Origin of the sequence: Streptomyces sp. NPDC002133, assembly GCF_040296405.1 — a bacterium.
Lineage (GTDB): Bacteria > Actinomycetota > Actinomycetes > Streptomycetales > Streptomycetaceae > Streptomyces.
The window spans coordinates 106,168-124,458 of sequence record NZ_JBEOXF010000007.1 but is presented as its reverse complement, the minus strand read 5'-3'; the positions used below and the strand labels follow the sequence as shown (position 1 = coordinate 124,458).

At 71.5% G+C, this 18,291-nt stretch carries 13 protein-coding genes and 1 pseudogene; 6 read left to right on the top strand and 8 right to left on the bottom strand.

Features of this window, described 5'->3' with window-relative positions; all coding sequences use genetic code 11:
* Positions 1-388: 388 nt before the first annotated feature.
* Together typA and ABT078_RS11200 are read right to left on the bottom strand one after the other, a co-directional pair.
* Positions 389-2,296 (bottom strand): translational GTPase TypA, encoded by a 1,908-nt coding sequence (typA, locus tag ABT078_RS11205; protein ID WP_351226233.1) that lies wholly within the window; start codon positions 2,294-2,296, stop codon positions 389-391.
* A gap of 354 nt (positions 2,297-2,650) precedes the next feature.
* The gene (locus ABT078_RS11200) at positions 2,651-5,212 is read right to left on the bottom strand and encodes an ABC transporter substrate-binding protein (RefSeq protein WP_351226424.1); all 2,562 of its coding nucleotides are present in this window, start codon (positions 5,210-5,212) and stop codon (positions 2,651-2,653) included.
* Between the two features lie 294 nt (positions 5,213-5,506).
* Here ABT078_RS11200 and ABT078_RS11195 point away from each other — a divergent pair, with 294 nt between their 5' ends.
* Genes ABT078_RS11195 through ABT078_RS11180 form a run of 4 tightly spaced genes read left to right on the top strand, consistent with a single transcriptional unit; the run spans position 5,507 to position 9,312 of the window.
* Entirely contained in the window at positions 5,507-5,737 is a 231-nt protein-coding gene (locus ABT078_RS11195) for an Rv0250c family protein (protein WP_351226231.1), read from the top strand.
* Between the two features lie 9 nt (positions 5,738-5,746).
* Positions 5,747-6,565: a succinate dehydrogenase subunit SdhC gene (sdhC, locus tag ABT078_RS11190; RefSeq protein WP_351226229.1), complete on the top strand. Its 819-nt coding sequence runs from the start codon at positions 5,747-5,749 to the stop codon at positions 6,563-6,565.
* A 15-nt stretch (positions 6,566-6,580) separates the two neighbouring features.
* The gene (locus tag ABT078_RS11185) at positions 6,581-8,539 is read left to right on the top strand and encodes a fumarate reductase/succinate dehydrogenase flavoprotein subunit (RefSeq protein WP_351226227.1); all 1,959 of its coding nucleotides are present in this window, start codon (positions 6,581-6,583) and stop codon (positions 8,537-8,539) included.
* Entirely contained in the window at positions 8,536-9,312 is a 777-nt protein-coding gene (locus tag ABT078_RS11180) for a succinate dehydrogenase/fumarate reductase iron-sulfur subunit (protein WP_351226225.1), read from the top strand. The genes ABT078_RS11185 and ABT078_RS11180 overlap by 4 nt, the downstream gene beginning before the upstream one ends.
* A 344-nt stretch (positions 9,313-9,656) precedes the next feature.
* Here the strand turns inward: ABT078_RS11180 and ABT078_RS11175 are convergent, their stop codons facing one another.
* Positions 9,657-10,328, bottom strand: coding sequence for an SMI1/KNR4 family protein (locus ABT078_RS11175; protein ID WP_351226223.1), 672 nt, complete (start codon positions 10,326-10,328; stop codon positions 9,657-9,659).
* A 141-nt stretch (positions 10,329-10,469) separates the two neighbouring features.
* Here ABT078_RS11175 and ABT078_RS11170 point away from each other — a divergent pair, with 141 nt between their 5' ends.
* Together ABT078_RS11170 and ABT078_RS11165 are read left to right on the top strand one after the other, a co-directional pair.
* The gene (locus ABT078_RS11170) at positions 10,470-12,524 is read left to right on the top strand and encodes a TPM domain-containing protein (RefSeq protein WP_351226423.1); all 2,055 of its coding nucleotides are present in this window, start codon (positions 10,470-10,472) and stop codon (positions 12,522-12,524) included.
* A gap of 83 nt (positions 12,525-12,607) precedes the next feature.
* Positions 12,608-13,318 carry a PspA/IM30 family protein gene (locus ABT078_RS11165; protein ID WP_351226221.1) on the top strand — a complete coding sequence of 237 codons (711 nt, stop codon included), beginning with the start codon at positions 12,608-12,610 and terminating at the stop codon, positions 13,316-13,318.
* 230 nt (positions 13,319-13,548) lie between these two features.
* On the opposite strand, the gene ABT078_RS11160 is transcribed toward ABT078_RS11165, so the two are convergent.
* The 5 genes and pseudogenes from ABT078_RS11160 to ABT078_RS11140 form a co-directional block, all read right to left on the bottom strand.
* Complete coding sequence (locus ABT078_RS11160) at positions 13,549-16,167, bottom strand: SpoIIE family protein phosphatase (RefSeq protein WP_351226219.1); 2,619 nt, start codon at positions 16,165-16,167, stop codon at positions 13,549-13,551.
* 144 nt (positions 16,168-16,311) lie between these two features.
* Positions 16,312-16,740, bottom strand: coding sequence for an ATP-binding protein (locus ABT078_RS11155; RefSeq protein ID WP_351226217.1), 429 nt, complete (start codon positions 16,738-16,740; stop codon positions 16,312-16,314).
* A gap of 122 nt (positions 16,741-16,862) precedes the next feature.
* Positions 16,863-17,366: a (deoxy)nucleoside triphosphate pyrophosphohydrolase gene (locus ABT078_RS11150; RefSeq protein ID WP_351226215.1), complete on the bottom strand. Its 504-nt coding sequence runs from the start codon at positions 17,364-17,366 to the stop codon at positions 16,863-16,865.
* 65 nt (positions 17,367-17,431) lie between these two features.
* Complete coding sequence (locus ABT078_RS11145) at positions 17,432-17,611, bottom strand: SPOR domain-containing protein (protein WP_351226213.1); 180 nt, start codon at positions 17,609-17,611, stop codon at positions 17,432-17,434.
* 255 nt (positions 17,612-17,866) lie between these two features.
* A pseudogene (locus tag ABT078_RS11140) lies at positions 17,867-18,097 on the bottom strand (hypothetical protein); the annotation flags it as partial.
* Positions 18,098-18,291: the final 194 nt, after the last annotated feature.

Genomic DNA, 18,291 nt, shown 5'->3' with positions numbered 1-18,291 from the left:
GTGCTCGTGAGTCGGCGCTCCCCACAGCGCGTGACCCATTGACCCGAGCTCAATGGAGCCAACTATTAAGGAGAGGAGGGCTGTAAACCACACTTAAAGGGTCTCGTTTTGACAACATCGGCGCGGCCGCCCTGCCCGAAATCCGGACAAAGCGAGCACAGACAGACACCCGCGAAACGGACCCTTGACACAAGTTCCGGAGAGTGGACTCCGATATACGGACGTATGAGTCAGGACCGAGGGCCGAAATGAGGTTGACGAAAGGCCCGGCCCCCCGCAGTGTCTGCGAGGAGCCGGGCCTCTGTCGAAGAGTTGACCCGGAATTGACCCGGATCAGCCGATCCTACGGCGCCGGCCGCCCGTGCGGGCCGCCTCGGCCGTGACGGGCTCAGCCGTGCTTGGCGCGCGAGGCGGCGCGGGCGCGCTCGCGGGCGTCCAGGTTGACCTTGCGGATGCGGACGGCCTCCGGGGTCACCTCGACGCACTCGTCGTCGCGGCAGAACTCCAGGGACTGCTCCAGGGAGAGCTTGCGCGGCGGAACGATGGACTCCGCGACATCGGCCGTGGAGGAGCGCATGTTGGTGAGCTTCTTCTCCTTGGTGATGTTCACGTCCATGTCGTCGGAGCGGGAGTTCTCGCCGACGATCATGCCCTCGTAGACCTCGGTGCCCGGCTCGACGAAGAGGACGCCGCGCTCCTGGAGGTTCGTCATCGCGAAGGCGGTGACGGCGCCGGACCGGTCGGCGACGAGCGAGCCGTTGTTACGGGTCGTCAGGGTGCCGAACCACGGCTCGTGGCCCTCGTGGATGGAGTGGCCGATACCCGTACCGCGGGTCTGGGTCAGGAACTCCGTGCGGAAGCCGATCAGACCGCGGGACGGCACGACGAACTCCATGCGGACCCAGCCGGAGCCGTGGTTGGACATGTTGTCCATGCGGCCCTTGCGGACGCCCATGAGCTGCGTGACCGCGCCCATGTGCTCCTCGGGCACGTCGATGGTCATGCGCTCGACGGGCTCGTGCAGCTTCCCGTCGACCTCCTTGGTGACGACCTGCGGCTTGCCGATGGTCAGCTCGAAGCCCTCCCGGCGCATGGTCTCGACGAGGATCGCGAGCGCCAGCTCACCGCGGCCCTGGACCTCCCAGGCGTCCGGACGGTCGGTCTCCAGGACGCGAAGCGAGACGTTACCGATCAGCTCGCGCTCGAGGCGGTCCTTCACCTGGCGGGCGGTGACCTTGCGGTCCTTGACGGCGGCCTTGTTGTCGGCGCCCTTGCCGGTGCCGCCGCGGCCGACCAGCGGCGAGGTGTTCGTACCGATGGTCATGGAGATCGCGGGCTCGTCGACCGTGATCAGCGGCAGCGCGACCGGGTTCTCCGGGTCGGCCAGCGTCTCACCGATCATGATGTCCGGGATACCGGCCACGGCGCAGATGTCACCCGGGCCCGCAACCTCGGCGGGCTTGCGGGTGAGCGCCTCGGTCATCATCAGCTCGGTGATGCGGACGTTGGCGATCGAGCCGTCGCGCTTGATCCAGGCGACGGTCTGGCCCTTGCGCAGCTCTCCCTGCTCGACGCGGAGCAGCGCGATACGGCCGAGGAAGTTGTCGGCGTCGAGGTTGGTGACGTGGGCCTGGAGCGGGGCCTCCTCCTCGTACGTCGGGGCCGGGATGTGCTCCAGGATGGTGGAGAAGAACGGCTCCAGGCTGTCGCTGTCGGCCGGGACGGTGCCGTCCTCCGGCTTGGTCAGCGAGGCGATGCCGTCACGACCGCAGGCGTAGACGATCGGGAACTCGATCTGGTCCTCGTCGGCGTCCAGGTCGAGGAAGAGGTCGTAGGTCTCGTTGACGACCTCGTCGATCCGGGAGTCCGGGCGGTCCGTCTTGTTGATGCAGAGGATGACGGGCATCCGCCGCTGGAGCGCCTTGCGGAGCACGAAGCGGGTCTGCGGCAGCGGGCCCTCGGAGGCGTCCACCAGCAGCACGACACCGTCGACCATCGACAGACCGCGCTCGACCTCACCGCCGAAGTCGGCGTGGCCGGGGGTGTCGATGATGTTGATGGTGATCGGGGCCTCGCCGTTCTTGGGGTGGTACTTCACCGCCGTGTTCTTGGCGAGGATCGTGATGCCCTTCTCACGCTCCAGGTCGTTCGAGTCCATCATCCTGTCGTCGACGGAGTCGAGCTGGTGTGCGGCGAAGGCACCGGCCTGCTTCAGCATGGCGTCGACGATGGTCGTCTTGCCGTGGTCGACGTGGGCGACGATGGCGACGTTACGGATGTCGTGGCGCGTGGGCATGGGTGGCTTGCGCTTCTCTCGGATCGTGGGATGCGGCGTCTGTTTGCTCGTACGCCCGCCGGGCGGACGCGCCACGGCTGTGTCCATGGTACGGGGCTGCCGCGAAAGGGGCTTCCCGGCCCGATCCGAGAGCGGGCTGAGGTCGATCGTGGGGGTTGCATGGGGGCAAGCGGTGGGGGCGAGAAGTGAGGCAAGAGGGTGCGGAAAGAGGCCCGGGTCATGGGCTGATACGCAAGAACGACCTTGCCCGCCGGGGGCTCCGGCGGGCAAGGGACTTGAGCTGGTTCTGAGGTTCTCGGGCGTCCGGGCAAGGGCGGCCGGGCTCCTCCGGACCGCGCCCCAGGGGCTGACCGGCTATTTCTTGTCGTTCGTCGTGGTTTTCGACTTCGTGAAGCCGATGTCCTGATAGCGCGGTGAGGCGAAGCCGAAGGCGCCCGCGTTCACCAGATCCCGCTTCACGGCCACCAGCTGCGGGCGCTGGTAGAGGGGGATGGACCCGGCCGCGGCCCAGATCCGGGCGTCGGCCTGCTTCACGAGCTCCAGGGACTGCTTCTCGTCCAGCTCGGCGGCGGCCTGGTCGAAGAGCTGGTCGATGTGGTCTGTGCCGACCCGGGTGTAGTTCTGCTCCACCAGCAGCGAGCCGTCGGTCGCGGGCTCCGGCTTGGCGAAGATCGGGCGGGCGTCGGTCGCGGGGTAGGCGGTGGCCGGCCAGGAGTAGAGGGCGAGGTCGTAGTTGCCGGAGGCGATGTGGTCCTTGAAGAAGTTCTCGTCGGCGACCTTGGCGATCTCCGTACGGATGCCGACCCGGTCCAGCATGCGGGCGATCTTGTTGCCGACCGTGCGCAGGGGCTCGGAACCGGGTCCTGAGGGGAGGACGAAGCGCAGGGTGAGCGCCTTGCCGTCCTTGCCGAGCGGGCCGCGGGCCGCGCTCCTCGACTCGTCGGCGGGGGCGGGCGCGGGGGCACGGGTCCCGACCGGGGCGTAGGCGCCGGCGACGCCGCCCTGCTTCCCGTCCCCGGAGGCGGAGTCGTCGCGGGGGCCCAGGGAGCGGTTGCCGCGGTGCCGTGCGGGGGCGTCGCGGTTCTCGGAGTCGTCACGGTCACGGTGGAGGGAATCGGCCTGCCGGCGCAGGGCGGCTCTCTGGAGGGCGGCGGTCCTGGCGGGGGCCAGGACGTTCCAGCCGGCCTCGCGGCCGGGGACGGCGTCGCCCGGCTTGCCGTCGCCGACGACGTAGAGGCCCTCGTCCGATGAGGTGTCCGCGGCGCGGTTCCCGGCGCCCGCGGCGGCCGGGGGCTTGGGCGCGGGGCTGGTCGCGGGTGGCTCGGTGGCCGGGCCGCTCGCCGGGGGCTTGACAGCAGGGCCGCTCGCCGGGCTCTGGGCCACCGGGGGCTTGACAGCGGGGCCGCTCGCCGGGGGCTTGGCGGCCGGGCCACTCGCCGGGCTGCTCGCCGGGGGCTTGACAGCAGGACCGCCGGCAGGGCTCTCGACCGCCGGGCTCGCGCCCGTGCTCGACTCGGCGCTCGCCTCGGCGCCCGCCTTGGTCCCGTCCTCCGACGTCTGCTCGCGCGCCCCCTCCGGCGTCCAGCCCGCGTCGGAGAGCAGCGCCTGCGCCTCCTGGGTGTCCTGGTCGCCGAGCGCCCCGCTGTTGTCGGCGTACGCCGGCTGCCCGGCGAGCGCGAGATGACTGCCGACCGGATGCGCGGGCAGCCCCAGCGGCTTCAGTACGGCCTCGGCGAGCTCCTTGCGGTCGAGCGCGCGGGCCACGGCACGGCGTACCCGGTCGTCCGCGAGCGGCCCGGCCTCGCCGTTGAGCGCGAGCTGGGTGTACGCGGGCTCGAGCGTCTTGCGGACGACGAAGGCCCGCAGCGCGATCTGCTGGTTCGCGTACTCGGCGAGCATGGCCCTGTTGTGTTTCCGGGCCGGCAGGACTCGCTCCGCCTGGTCCTCGTCGGAGCCGAACGCGTGCGACCTCGGCTTGTACGCCGCGGGCCGGGCGCCGTCGGCGCCGGAACCCTGCCCCGCGGGCTGCTTCTCCCGCGAGGCCACCGCGATACGGTCCGCGACGCTCCGATCGATTTCGGCCAGGTCGACGTTGCCCGTGGCGAGCGCGGCGGCGCGCTGGTCGCGGGGCACGGCGCGCATGACGAGCGAGTCGAGCTTGGCGGGCTCCCCCCACCAGCGCGGGTTGCGGACGAGGGTCGCGGTGCCGGCCTTGCGGTCGAGATCCTCGAATTTGAACGGCCCTGCGGTGGAGACGAGCCGGGTCCGGGCGCCCTCGTTGAAGGCGGACGGGGTGCCCATCACCTCCTTCGGGTAGAGCGGGGTGAAGAGCGACCGCCAGTCGGTGTACGGCCTGGCGAAGGTGACACGCACCTCCAGATCGCTCGCGCCGCGCTCGATCTTCTCGATGCGGTCGTAGCCCGCGTTGCGCGCGGTCCAGTAGGCCGTGTCCTTGCCGCTGAGCGCCCGCCACTGGGCGAGGAAGTCGGGTGCCCCGATCTCGCGGCCGTCGCTCCAGACCGCCTCCTGGTTGAGCTTGTAGAGGACGACCTGCTTGGGCTCGCGCTCGACGACCTCGGCCGATTCCAGATAGTCGGGGTTGCGCTGGGGGCGACCGCGCTCGTCGAAGGTGAAGAGGGAGGGGAGCGCGGCGCCGGCGATCCGCGACGTGGCGCCGTCGGCGTCGGCCTGGAAGGTGTTGAGCGTCACGGGCACGGCGTCGACGGCCCAGCGCAGGGTGCCGCCGTCCTCGACCAGGTCGCGGGCGGCGGGGCCGATGTCCGCGGGGACCGGCTTGGCCTCGGTCCCGGGCTTCGCCGTGCTGCAGCCGGCCAGCACGGGGAGCGCGAGCACACCGCTGGTGAGGAGGGATACGGAACGCAGGGTCCTCCGGCGTGAGGCGACGACGTAGGGCATGGCCTGTACCTCTTCGTCCTGGTTCGGGAATTTGGAGATGATCACACCTATTGCGCCTTCACTGAAGGCCACGGCGGTCAGGGCGTGACGCCGACACGGCGGAGCGGCCCGTAAACCCCACCCATGCGGCCCATCGGGGATGCCCCCTTACGGGTGGCGCGCGCGGGAATCGGTGCACACGCCTTCACAACAAGGGATGTGACGCGCAACACTCGCAGGCGCACACAAGAGCCCTCTGGGGAGCACCCCCAGACCCCCGCATGCCACCCGCGACCGCGGAAGTGAGGGCAACACATGTCCATGCAGGACGAGTTGACGGACGTCAAGCGACGCCTCGACGACCTGGCCCGTACGGTCGAGCGGCTGGAGCGGAACCTCACGCAAACGCGGGAGGACGCCACCCGTGCCCGGCCGGCCGGCCGCCCCGAAGACCTGGTCACCATTCCCGACACTCCGTACGACAGCTCGCTGTGGACGGATTCGGACGACGAGGGCCTGGGTGCGCGCGACCGGCACGCGCCCTAGGAGACCTCGTTGGCCACAGGCACCGAACCCCACACCGACACAGGCGTGCGCGGCGCCTCGCGCGCCGCCATCGCCCCCCGCCACCTCAGGACGGACCGCTGGTGGCTGGCGCCCGCCGCGACCGCCGCCGGACTGCTCGCCTTCATCGTCTACTCGACCTGGCGGGCCTTCGCGAACAGCGACTACTACGCCGCGCCGTACGTCTCGCCCTTCTACTCGCCCTGTCTCGCCGAGAACTGCGTGCCGATGAAGGGCGGCCCCAACTGGGAGATCTTCGGAAGCTGGTGGGGGCTCTCCCCCGCGCTGCTGATCCTGATCTTCCCGCTCGGCTTCCGGCTGACCTGCTACTACTACCGCAAGGCCTACTACCGGGGGTTCTGGGCGTCGCCCCCGGCCTGCGCGGTCGCCGAGCCGCACAGCGCGTACACGGGCGAGACCCGCTTCCCGCTGATCCTGCAGAACATCCACCGCTACTTCTTCTACGCGGCACTGCCGGTCGCGGGCATCCTCACCTACGACACCGTGCTCGCCTTCCGCGACGAGAACTACGCATGGGGGCACATGGGGCTCGGCACCCTGGTCTTCCTCGTCAACATCGTGCTGATCTGGGCGTACACCCTGTCGTGTCACTCCTGCCGGCACATCATGGGCGGCCGGCTGAAGCACTTCTCCAAGCACCCGGTGCGCTACCGGCTGTGGGGCTGGGTCAGCAGACTCAACGAGCGTCACATGCTGCTCGCCTGGGCGTCGCTGATCAGCGTCGCGCTCGCCGACTTCTACGTGTACCTGCTGGCCACCGGTGCCTTCGCCGATCCCCGCTTCTTCTGAGGAAGGTGCCATCTGATGACCGAACTGGAACGGCAGGAGTGGGACGTCGTCGTGGTGGGCGCGGGCGGCGCGGGGCTGCGGGCCGCCATCGAGGCGCGCGAGCGGGGCGCCCGTACCGCCGTGATCTGCAAGTCCCTCTTCGGCAAGGCGCACACGGTCATGGCGGAGGGCGGGATCGCCGCCTCCATGGCCAATGTGAACGCCCACGACAACTGGCAGGTCCACTTCCGCGACACCATGCGCGGCGGGAAGTTCCTCAACCAGTGGCGGATGGCCGAGCTGCACGCGCAGGAGGCCCCGGAGCGGGTGTGGGAGCTGGAGACCTGGGGAGCGCTCTTCGACCGTACGAAGGACGGGAAGATCTCCCAGCGCAACTTCGGGGGCCACGAGTACCCGCGGCTCGCGCACGTCGGAGACCGGACGGGCCTGGAGCTGATCCGGACGCTCCAGCAGAAGATCGTCTCGCTGCAGCAGGAGGACAAGGCCGAGTTCGGGGACTACGAGGCGCGGCTGAAGGTCTTCCAGGAGTGCACGGTGACGCGCGTGCTCAAGGAGACTCCATCCGACAGCGCCTCCGCCGCGGGCCGGGTCTCCGGTGTGTTCTGCTACGAGCGCGAGTCCGGCCGCTTCTTCGTCCTGGAGGCCCCGGCGGTCGTCCTGGCCACCGGCGGCATCGGCAAGTCCTTCAAGGTGACGTCGAACTCGTGGGAGTACACGGGCGACGGGCACGCGCTGGCGCTGCTCGCCGGGGCCCCGCTGCTGAACATGGAGTTCGTGCAGTTCCATCCGACCGGGATGGTCTGGCCTCCGTCGGTGAAGGGGATCCTGGTCACCGAGTCGGTGCGTGGCGACGGAGGGGTGCTGCGCAACAGTGACGGCAAGCGGTTCATGTTCGACTACGTCCCGGACGTCTTCAAGGAGAAGTACGCGGAGTCGGAGGAGGAGGGCGACCGCTGGTACGAGGACCCGGACAACAACCGGCGCCCGCCCGAACTGCTCCCCCGGGACGAGGTCGCCCGCGCGATCAACGCCGAGGTGAAGGCGGGCCGCGGGTCCCCGCACGGCGGCGTGTTCCTCGATGTGTCGACCCGGATGCCGGCGGAGGTCATCCGGCGCCGACTGCCGTCCATGTACCACCAGTTCAAGGAGCTGGCGGACGTGGACATCACCGCCGAGGCCATGGAGGTCGGGCCGACCTGCCATTACGTGATGGGCGGCATCGCGGTCGACTCGGACTCCGCCGCCACGGTCGGCGTCCCCGGGCTCTACGCGGCGGGCGAGGTCGCGGGCGGTATGCACGGCTCCAACCGGCTCGGCGGCAACTCCCTCTCCGACCTGCTCGTCTTCGGACGACGGGCGGGGTGGCACGCGGCGGAGTACGCGGCCGGGGCCGCCGGGGCGGCGCGGCCGCTCGTGGACGACGCCCAGATCGACGCGGCCGCGGCGGAGGCGCTGCGTCCGTTCAGCGCGGAGGGCCCGGAGCCGGGCACGGCCCCGGAGAATCCGTACACCCTCCACCAGGAACTCCAGCAGACCATGAACGACCTGGTCGGGATCATCCGGCGCGAGACCGAGATGATGCAGGCCCTGAAGAAACTCTCCGAGCTCCGGGTGCGCGCACGGCGCGCCGGAGTCGAGGGCCACCGGCAGTTCAACCCGGGCTGGCATCTCTCCCTGGACCTGCGGAACATGCTGCTGGTCAGCGAGTGCATCGCCCGCGCCGCCCTGGAGCGCACCGAGAGCCGCGGCGGCCACACGCGCGAGGACTGCCCCGGCATGGACCGCGAGTGGCGCCGGATCAATCTGCAGTGCCGGCTCTCGGATCCGACGGGTGGCCTGGCTGCCAGCGACCCGGCGCGCGGCCAGATCGAACTCGTACGCAGGACCACCGAGCCCATCCGCCCCGACCTGCTCGCTCTCTTCGAGAAGGAGGAGCTGGTCAAGTACCTCGCCGAAGAGGAGCTGTACGAATGAGCACGTACGACGCTCGGTTCAGGGTCTGGCGCGGCGACCAGGAGGGAGGCGGCCTCAGGGACTTCACGGTCGAGGTCCACGACGGCGAGGTCGTCCTCGACATCATCCACCGGCTGCAGGCCACCCAGGCCCCGGACCTGGCAGTGCGCTGGAACTGCAAGGCGGGCAAGTGCGGCTCGTGCAGCGCGGAGATCAACGGCCGCCCGCGGCTGCTGTGCATGACCCGGATGTCGGTCTTCGACCGGGCCGAGACCATCACGGTGACCCCGCTGCGGGCCTTCCCGGTGGTGCGCGATCTGGTCACGGACGTCGCCTTCAACTACGAGAAGGCTCGTGAGGTGCCGTCGTTCGTCCCGCCTGCCGGGCTCGCCGCCGGCGAGTACCGGATGCAGCAGGTCGATGTGGACCGCTCCCAGGAGTTCCGCAAGTGCATCGAGTGCTTCCTGTGCCAGGACACCTGCCATGTGGTGCGCGACCACGAGGAGAACAAGGCGGCCTTCGCCGGCCCTCGCTTCCTGATGCGCGTCGCCGAACTGGACATGCACCCCCTGGACGCGGCCGCCGAGACGGGCCTGGACCGCAAGCGCACGGCCCAGGACGAGCACGGCCTGGGCTACTGCAACATCACCAAGTGCTGCACCGAGGTGTGCCCGGAGCAGATCAAGATCACGGACAACGCTCTGATCCCGTTGAAGGAGCGGGCCGTGGACCGTAAGTACGACCCGCTGGTGTGGCTGGGGAGCAAGATCCGGCGGCGGGACTCCGGCGCGTAGACGGCCGCCGGCCCGGGGCCGGTAACAGGACTCCCGGACCGGGCCCGGGCGGCGCCGACGCCGGACCTTGGCATGAACCCGGGGCGGCGTCCGGATGTGAACCCGGGCCAGGGCCTGGGCATGAACGCCCCCCAGAGCCCTGGCGCAGGTTGCTGTCCGTGACGCGGTGCGTCTGGTGGCGCGGTCGTACGTTCACAGGATCCCCCTGTCAGCAGTGCCGTATGGTCTCCCACCGTAGGCACCGTCACCGACAGTGACGACCGCATTCCGTGATGATGGCGATCACGCGCCACGCACGGACGGGATCGGCCCGCCGCCTGCCGGGTCCGGGGCGGAGCCGGCGGTCACGCCCCGTACGCGGCGGCCTCGGCGCGGGCCAGCCAGGCCAGGTACCAGGCGGCGAAGCTCCAGCCCTTCGGCACGATTCCGGCGTCGCAGGCCCGCAGGTCGTCCCAGATCGTGCCGCGGTGCTCCCCGGTGACGACCAGCAGCGAGTTGTAGCCGCACCCCTGCTCGGTGATGAAGACCGCGCCTGCGGTCTGGGCGTCGTACAGCTCGTCCCCGCGGTCGTCCCAAGCCCGGCAGGCCCGCTGGAACTCCTCCTCGTCCGGACAGTCGTCCGGCTCCGGCTCCTCGCCCTCGTGGGCGTCCAGCAGTCGTTGCACCTCGTCCGGGGCGAAGGGCAGGCCCGCGTCGGAGACGGCCGTGGTGATCCCCTCGTACGCGAGTCCGACGCCCCGCCAGGCCCAACCACCCTCCCCGTGCAGGGGTGTGGCCAGTCCGTATTCGGGCCCGGCACCGCCCGCGCCCACCGTGAGCAGGAAGCTGCGGTACTCGGCCGGGAGCTCTGTGCCCAGCGCGGCCTCGAGCGCGCGTACGTCCCGCTCGCTCATCGGCGGCTGGAGTTCGAAGCCGTGGCCCCGGGCGCCGAAGACCCCGCTCGCTCCTCCGTGCTCTCGCAGCGCGGCCACCCGCTCGCGCACTCCGGTCCATGTGTGCTGCATCCCCTCACCCATGCCCACCAGGCTAGGGACGAGACGCCGGGCGGGCCCTCGATTTTCTGCTGGTCCGGGGCCGTCCGGTCGCGGGGAGCAAACGGCGGACATAATCTCCCAAACGTGACACGAATAGCCGCCCGGGTCCTGCTCGCCGTGTTGATGGCGGCGTGGTGGCTTCTCGTGCCCGCCGGTCAGGGCGCCCACGCCGAGGATCCGGTGCAGCTCTCGCGCGAGGGCCAGATCACCGACCCCGTCGACGCGCTCGGCGACCGGGAGGGCCAGGTGGCGCAGGCGCTCGACCGCCTCTACGACGACCAGCGGATCCAGCTGTTCGTCGTCTACGTGCGTGACTTCTCCGGGCGCTCGGCGCAGAGCTGGGCCGACGCGACCGCCACGAAGAACGGGCTCGGCCAGAACGACGTCCTGCTCACCGTCGCCACGCGCGACCGGCAGTACGCGTACTCCGCCGATCCGGACTCGCGCATCACCCAGGCGCAGTTCAGCGAGGTCGCGCAGACCGCGATCGAGCCGCCGCTCCGGCAGAACGACTGGGCCGGGGCCGCGATCGGGGCCGCCGACGGCTACGACGCGGTGCTCTCGGGCCGGCCCGTGCCCACGCCGGCGATCACGCCCGGGGCGCCCGATCCGGGCGGCGGGGGCGGCGCCTCCGCCACGGATCTCATCGTGCCGGTGGCCGTGCTCGGCGGTGCGGGTGCCCTCGCCGTGTACGCGTACAACAAGCGCAAGCGCCAGGCCGCGGACCGCACCACCCCGCGGGGCGGGCAGGGGTGGGGACGGCCGGAGGAACCGTCGACGGCGCCTCCGCCGACACCGCTGCGCGAGCTGGACGCGCAGGCCGAGCGAGCCCTTGTGGACACGGATGACGCGCTCCGTACGAGCCAGGAGGAACTCGGCTTCGCCACGGCGCAGTTCGGCGAGGAGGCCGCGAAGCCCTTCACCGAGGCGGTGGCGTATGCCCACGACGAGCTGACCGCGGCGTTCCGGTTGCGGCAGGCGCTCGACGACGCCTATCCGGAGGACGACGCGACACGGCGGCAGATGCTGGACGAGATCATCACCCGCTGCGCGGAGGCCAATCGGCGGCTGGACGCGGAGTCGGAGGACTTCGACCGGCTGCGCGCCCTCGAGCAGAACGCGCCGCAGGCCCTGGCCACGGCCGAGTCCGCGTACCGGGAGCTGAACGGACGGGTCGCCACGGCCGAGGCCACGCTGACCGTCATGCGCCGGCGGTACGCCGCGTCGGCCGCCGCGCCCGTCGTGAGCGACGTCGAGCAGGCGGAGGACCGGCTGCTGTTCGCCTCGACCACGCTCGGCCAGGCACGGCAGTCCGCCGACGGCGGCGACAACGCCACGGCCGCCGTCCACATCCGCGCCGCGGAAGGCGCGGTCCACCAGGCCGAACGGCTCATCGACGCCGTCGACCGGCGTGCCCAGGAGCTGGCGGAAGCGGCCGGAAAGCTTCCGGGTGCGCTCACCGAGACGGAGGCCGACCTGGCCGACGCCCGCGGGCTGCTGAAGGGCACGCCGCCGGGGGTGTCCACGGCCGATCTGCAGGGCCGGATCGCCCGGGCGGAGACGGTGGTCGCCGAGGTGCGGCGGGAGACCGACGCCGGACCGTACGACCCGATCGACGCGCTGCGCCGGGTCGAGGAGGCGGACGCCGTGCTGGACGAGGCCCTGGCGGGGGCGCGGGAGCGTGAGTCGGGGGCGCGGCGGGCCCGCGCGCTGCTGGACCAGGCGACGCTGACCGCCCGTTCGACGATCGGGGCGGCCGCGGACTTCATCACGACACACCGCGGGGCGGTCGGCGCCCACGCCCGCACCCGGCTCGCGGAGGCGCAGCGGCGGCTGGCGCGGTCGCGGGAACTCGCGGGGGTGGACGAGGCATCGGGCGCGCTGGTCGAGGCACAGCAGGCGGACGCCCTCGCCCGGCAGGCGCAGAGCCTCGCCGAGCAGGACGTCCGCTCGTACGGGAACCCGTTCGGGTCGGGCGGTGTACAAGGAGGTGGAGGCGGGCTCGGCGGGGCCGTGCTCGGCGGAATCATCCTCGGCGGCCTGTTCGGCGGCGGGGGCGGACACAGAGGGGGCGGCGGCTTTGGCGGGGGTCCGAGGGGCGGAGGTTTCGGCGGCGGTCCGGGCAGTTTCGGCGGCGGCGGCACACGCGGCCGGCTGGGCGGCGGCGGCCGGTTCTGACGCGGTCCTGTTCCTCCTTCTCATCCGGCGCCGGCTCCGGCGCCGGCTCCCACCGACTCGTGTTCCGTACAAGGAGAGGTGCCATGACGAAGCAGACCATCATCGGCCGTGTCGCCCAGCTGGCGAAGGCCAACATCAATGCGCTCCTGGACCAGGCCGAGGACCCGCAGAGGATGCTCGACCAGTTGATCCGGGACTACACGAACAACATCGCAGAGGCCGAGCAGGCCGTCGCCGGCACCATCGGCAATCTGCGCCTGCTGGAGCAGGACCACCGGGAGGACGTGGAGGCGGCCGAGGAGTGGGGCGGCAAGGCGCTGGCGGCGAGCAGGAAGGCCGACGAGCTGAGGGCCTCGGGGCAGGGCGCGGACGCCGACAAGTTCGACAACCTCGCGAAGGTGGCGCTGCAGCGGCAGCTGCAGTCCGAGCGGGAGGCGAAGACGGCCGAGCCGACGATCGCGGCCCAGACCCAGGTCGTGGACAAGCTCAGGTCCGGCCTCGACCAGATGAGGACCAAGCTCGGCGAGCTCCAGGCGAAGCGGAACGAGCTCGTGGCCCGCGCCAGGACCGCCCAGGCGCAGAACCAGATGATGGACGCCGTCAAGAACATCGACGTGCTGGACCCGACGAGCGAGCTGAACCGCTTCGAGGACAAGGTCCGCCGCGAGGAGGCGAAGGCCATGGGCAAGGAGGAGCTCGCCTCCTCCTCGCTGGACGCCCAGTTCGAGCAGCTGGACGCCCTCGGCGACAGCGCGGAGATCGAGGCCCGGCTGGCGGCCCTCAAGGCCGCGTAGCGGCGGGCCGCCCCGGCGACGGACCACGGCCGGCCCGACCGCGGGCCACCGGCCCGCAAGGCCGCCCGACGGCGGTCCGCTGCGGCGGCCCGGCGCCCGGCGCGACGCCCGGCACGGTGCGGTGCTCCGGGGCGGCCGCGCCCCACGGCGGGTGGCGGCCACGCACGGGACTCGTCCTTGGTCCCTGCCGCCGGGCCAGGCCACGCTCGCGGTCCGCGACGGGACCCGGGTCAGAACATGCTGAGCAGTTGCTCCGCGCTCGGCTCGGACGTCGAGTCGCCGTCCGGCAGGGCGAGTTCGAACCACACGGTCTTGCCGCGCGGGGTGCGGCGCGAGCCCCAGGCGGCGCTGAGCAGTCCGACGAGCTGCAGTCCGCGGCCGCCCTCGTCGGTGTCCCGGGCGCGCCGTCGCCGTGGCTGTACGAGGCCGGCGTCCCAGACCTCGCAGACGAGGGTGCGGTCGCGCAGCAGCCGCAGGCGGATCTCGCCCTCGCCGTAACGCAGGGCGTTGGTGACGAGTTCGCTGACGAGCAACTCGACCGTGTCCACGAGCGGTTCGAGCTCCCAGGCGACCAGCTGCGCCCTGGCGAGCTCCCGGGCGCGGCCCACCGAGCGGGGTTCGCGGGGCAGCCGCCAGTCGCCCACGGACTCGGTCGGCATTCCCTGGATCCGGGCCATCAGCAGGGCGATGTCGTCCTCGCCGTGCCGGGTGTCGAGGGTGCCGAGCACGTGGTCGCAGACGTCCTCGAGCGGGAGGTCCGACTCGGTGAGCGCACGGCGGAAGGCGGTGAGGCCCTCGTCGAGGGGATGGTCCCGGGACTCGACGAGCCCGTCCGTGTAGAGCGCGAGCAGCGCGCCCTCCGGGAGTTCGACCTGGACCTCCTCGAAGGGCTCGCCGCCGACGCCGAGCGGCATCCCCGGCGGCACGTCGAGCAACAGCGCCTCCTCGCCGGGTTCCACCAGGACGGGCGGCAGATGGCCGGCGTTGGCGAAGGTGCAGCGTCTGGTCACCGGGTCGTAGACGGCGTAGACGCAGGTCGCCAGATAGACCTCGGAGAGCTCGGGGCCGCGGGACTTGTGGGCTACGCGGGACGCCTGCTGGGCGCCGCTGGGGCTGCCGAGCCCGCGGGCGATCTCGTCGAGCGCGGAGAGCACTTCGGCGGGCTCCAGGTCGAGCAGCGCCAAGGTCCGTACGGCGGTGCGCAGTTCGCCCATGGCGACGGCGGCGCGCAGTCCGCGGCCCATGACGTCGCCGACGACGAGTGCGGTGCGGTGACCGGGGAGTTCGATGACGTCGAACCAGTCGCCGCCGACCTCGGTGGCCGTGTTGCCCGGGAGATAGCGGCAGGCGATGTCGAGGCCGGCGGCCTCGGGGTCTCCGGGCGGCAGGAGGCTGCGCTGGAGGATCAGCGCCCGCTCGTGCTCGCGGCGGTAGAGGCGGGCGTTGTCGATACAGACCGCGGCGCGGGCGGCCAGCTCGACCGCAAGGGCCCGGTCCCGTTCCCCGAAGGGTTCGCTGCCCTTCGCCCGGGAGAACTGGACGAGCCCGACGACCGCGTCGTGCGCGACCATCGGCACGGCGAGGGTGGACTGGACGAGACTGCCTTCCTCGCCCTGGATGGTCTGGACACGGGCGGTGCGGAGGGCGAGGGCGCAGGCGGAGTTGAACGCGTAGCAGTGGACGGCGCCGACCCGGGGCGAGGCGGGCGATCCCGCGCCGGAGCCGCCGGACCCACCCGACTCACGGGACCCGCCGGACTGGCGTGGCACGCCGGAGCCGCCGGAGCCGTCGGCAAGGAGGGCGTCGGAGACGGCACTGGCGTAGGCGACCCGGCGCAGCTCGGCGCTGCTGCCGCCGAAGCCCTCGGGGTGTGCGGAGCCCCAGTGGCCGGGCGGGGCCTCGTCTCCGGTGAGGAGCCCCTGGTAGAGGTCGACGGATGCGAGGTCGCAGAAGCCGGGTACGGCGACGTCGAGAAGCTCGCGGGCGGTGGTCTCCAGGTCGAGGGAGTTGCCGATCCTGGCGCTGGCCTCGTTGAGGATGGCCAGGTTTCGGCGGGCACTGGCGGCCTCGCGGGCGGCGATCTGGCGGCGGGTGACGTCGGTGCCGAGCCCGGCGACGCCGATGGGGCGGCCCGTCCCGCTGTGCACGCGGTAGAGGTTGATGGACCAGTGGCGGCGTTCGGTGCTGCCCGGGGTGGTGCCGACGATCTGCAGATCGGTCACGGCCTCACCGGTCTCCAGGACCCGACGGAGCGCCGCGGTCATCCGCTCGGCCTCGGGCCGGGAGAGGTAGTCGAAGACGGTGCGGCCGCGGTGGTCCGCAGCCGCACCGCCGAAGACGGTCGCGAAGCGTTGATTGGCACGTACGACGGTGAGGTCGGGGCCGAACAGAAGGAACCCAAAAGGAGATTGGCCGAAAATGGCCTGCGAAGAAGCAAGATCGGTCTCTATGCCGCGGAGGGCGCGGACGTCGACGACGATACAGATCGCGGCCCGCTCGCCGTGCTCCGTCTCGCTCGGCATGACATAGACCTCGGCGAGCCCGTGCGCCCCGCCCTCACCTGGCATACGGAAGGGGACGAGGCCGGTCCACTCCTTGCCGTCGAGGATCTCGGCGATCTTGCGGTGCCCCCGGCTGCGGAGCTCGGCGGGCATGAAGACCTCGACCGGGTCCTTCCCCCTGACCTCGGCGGACTCGATGCCGAACTGCTCGGCGGCGCGCCGGCTCCACTGGTCGACCAGCCCGTTGGGCCCGATCGAGAAGGACGCGACTTTGATGTAGTCGTATATCGAGCCGGGCGGACTGCTCTGCCACACCACGCCGCTCGCCGTCTCAGGTATCTCGCTCACGCGACCGTCCCCTCCAGCTCACCGCACCGGACCGGCCATGCCCGCAGTATTCAGCACTACGGCCTCTGGCGACACGGCGTTCACGATCACAGAGCGGTCTCGTTCATTTTGAGCCGAGACGGTGATCGTCGTCCCTTCACACTTCTAACCCGGGAGCGGCAGCTCGAACCACACGGTCTTGCCCGTTCTGCCACGCCGTGTGCCCCACCGCCTGGCCGCGCAGGCCACGAGCTGGAGCCCGCGTCCACCCTCGTCATCGGGGCCGGCGGGGCGTTCCAGGGGTGGATCCGGAAGCGGATCGGAGACTTCCACAAGAAGGGCGCGGAGGGCCGGCGGGGTCATACCGTCGGGGTTCAGCCGGACGAGGCGGACGCCGATCGGGCCGGAGGTGTACCGAAGAGAATTGGTCACGAGCTCACTGACCAGGAGCACGGCCAGATCGCCGACCACGGCATCCAGATCCCAGGCGCGCAGAGCCTCGCGGACAGCGTGACGTGCGGTGCGTGCGACATCGGGCTCGGCAGGGAAGGTCCACTCGGCGACATCGCCTTCGGTGTCGATCACGCCGACCACTTCCCAAGATCAGCCACGACCGCTGACCACGTCCACTTTCAGAGGGTTAATCAGCACATACCCGATATTCGGGGCGGCCTATCTCCGAGAGTGGCGCGCGGTGGCACGAACGGCGTACGGGCTCAGTCGCGCGCGCCGCCCGCGGAGCCCGACGCGCCCGCGGAGCCCGACGCTTCCGTGGAGCCCGACGCTTCCGTGGAGCCCGACGACCGTGACGGCGGGCACGAGGGAAGCCGGCGTACCGCTGCCACGACCGCGGGGCGGTCCTGGGGCAGCCAGTCCACGGCGTCGAGCTCGTCGGGGGCCAGCCAGCGCAGCTCGTCGTGGTCCTCCAGTGGGTGCGGTTCGCCCGAGAGCAGCCGGGCCGTCCAGACCTGGAGCACATAGCCCGGACCCAGCGGCCACTCTCCGGGCACCCGCTCGACCGGCTCCGCCTCGACGCCCAGCTCCTCCCGCAGCTCGCGCACGAGGGCCTGCTCAGGGGTCTCGCCGGGCTCCAGCTTGCCGCCGGGCAGCTCCCATCGGCCGGCCAGTGCGGGCGGGGCGCTCCGGCGGGCGGCGAGCAGGCGTCCCCGGTCGTACAGGGCTCCGGCCACCACGACCCGGGCGGCCACACGATCTGTCATGCGCCGGAGCGTAACCCGCATCGCGGCGACCCTGCGGCGGCGTCCTCGCCCGCGCCGCTGCGCCCTCAGGAAGCGGCCTGCCCGACGCGCTCCACCCAGTAGAGCTGCTTGTGGCCGCGGGCGTCGAGGCGGTCGGCGATCTTCTGCGCCTCGTCCTCCGTGGCGTACCGGCCGACGCGATAGCGGTTGCCGTTGTCGTCCTGACGTATGACCAGCCAGGGAAGCACCGCGCCGCTGTCGTTCATCGCACCCCTTCCGCCGCCGGCCTGCATAACTCCGACCGTCCCCAGGAAACCGCACTACGCATATGCCTGAGCTTACGCCTGACCTTTACTCAGCGAATACGTGTTTTCACGAAGAGAGACGGATCCGGCCAACGGCGGGACGCCGCAGGGGCGCACGCCGCCACGTGCGCCCCCTGATGGGCAACCGACTGCTGCCGTCGCTGCCTTGCCTCAGTCCGTACGCACCGTCGGCAGCGGCATCAGCACCGGCCCCGTGGCCGCGGGCAGGGCCACCGAGCCGAGCCAGGGCTTGAGCGCCTCGATCTGAGGCGCGATCGGCTCCAGGGCGTGCGTCTTGCCCACCGCCTCCAGGGCGACGAAGGCGAGGAAGGCGCCGCCGAGCTGTCTGGCCGCGCCGATGACGACCCAGCCGGGTCTGGCTGCGAGCACCGCGAGATTCCAACGGCGCCTGTTCTGCTCCGTCTTGGCCGGCATGAAGCGGAGGTAGCGGGGGCCGCGTCAACTCGTGATCACGCCCTACGGACAGCGTGTTCGCCCAGCGGTCATCGCGCCCGGTGGCGCCCCGGAAGCCCCGGCGGCCACGGCGGCCACGGCAGTCACCCTCGCCACGATCGCCGCCGAGGGCACCTCGGTCACGCTGCCGTGGTCGCGGCGCCCGCGCCGCCGCGGTCACAGGCCGC

What these genes read in the sequence shown, in the direction of transcription:
- typA (WP_351226233.1), bottom strand. Translation starts at nt 2,296, where the DNA reads ATGCCCACGCGCCACGACATCCGTAACGTCGCCATCGTCGCCCACGTC.
- ABT078_RS11200 (WP_351226424.1), bottom strand. Translation starts at nt 5,212, where the DNA reads ATGCCCTACGTCGTCGCCTCACGCCGGAGGACCCTGCGTTCCGTATCC.
- ABT078_RS11195 (WP_351226231.1), top strand. Translation starts at nt 5,507, where the DNA reads ATGTCCATGCAGGACGAGTTGACGGACGTCAAGCGACGCCTCGACGAC.
- ABT078_RS11185 (WP_351226227.1), top strand. Translation starts at nt 6,581, where the DNA reads ATGACCGAACTGGAACGGCAGGAGTGGGACGTCGTCGTGGTGGGCGCG.
- ABT078_RS11180 (WP_351226225.1), top strand. Translation starts at nt 8,536, where the DNA reads ATGAGCACGTACGACGCTCGGTTCAGGGTCTGGCGCGGCGACCAGGAG.
- ABT078_RS11175 (WP_351226223.1), bottom strand. Translation starts at nt 10,328, where the DNA reads ATGGGTGAGGGGATGCAGCACACATGGACCGGAGTGCGCGAGCGGGTG.
- ABT078_RS11170 (WP_351226423.1), top strand. Translation starts at nt 10,470, where the DNA reads ATGGCGGCGTGGTGGCTTCTCGTGCCCGCCGGTCAGGGCGCCCACGCC.
- ABT078_RS11165 (WP_351226221.1), top strand. Translation starts at nt 12,608, where the DNA reads ATGACGAAGCAGACCATCATCGGCCGTGTCGCCCAGCTGGCGAAGGCC.
- ABT078_RS11150 (WP_351226215.1), bottom strand. Translation starts at nt 17,366, where the DNA reads ATGACAGATCGTGTGGCCGCCCGGGTCGTGGTGGCCGGAGCCCTGTAC.
- ABT078_RS11145 (WP_351226213.1), bottom strand. Translation starts at nt 17,611, where the DNA reads ATGAACGACAGCGGCGCGGTGCTTCCCTGGCTGGTCATACGTCAGGAC.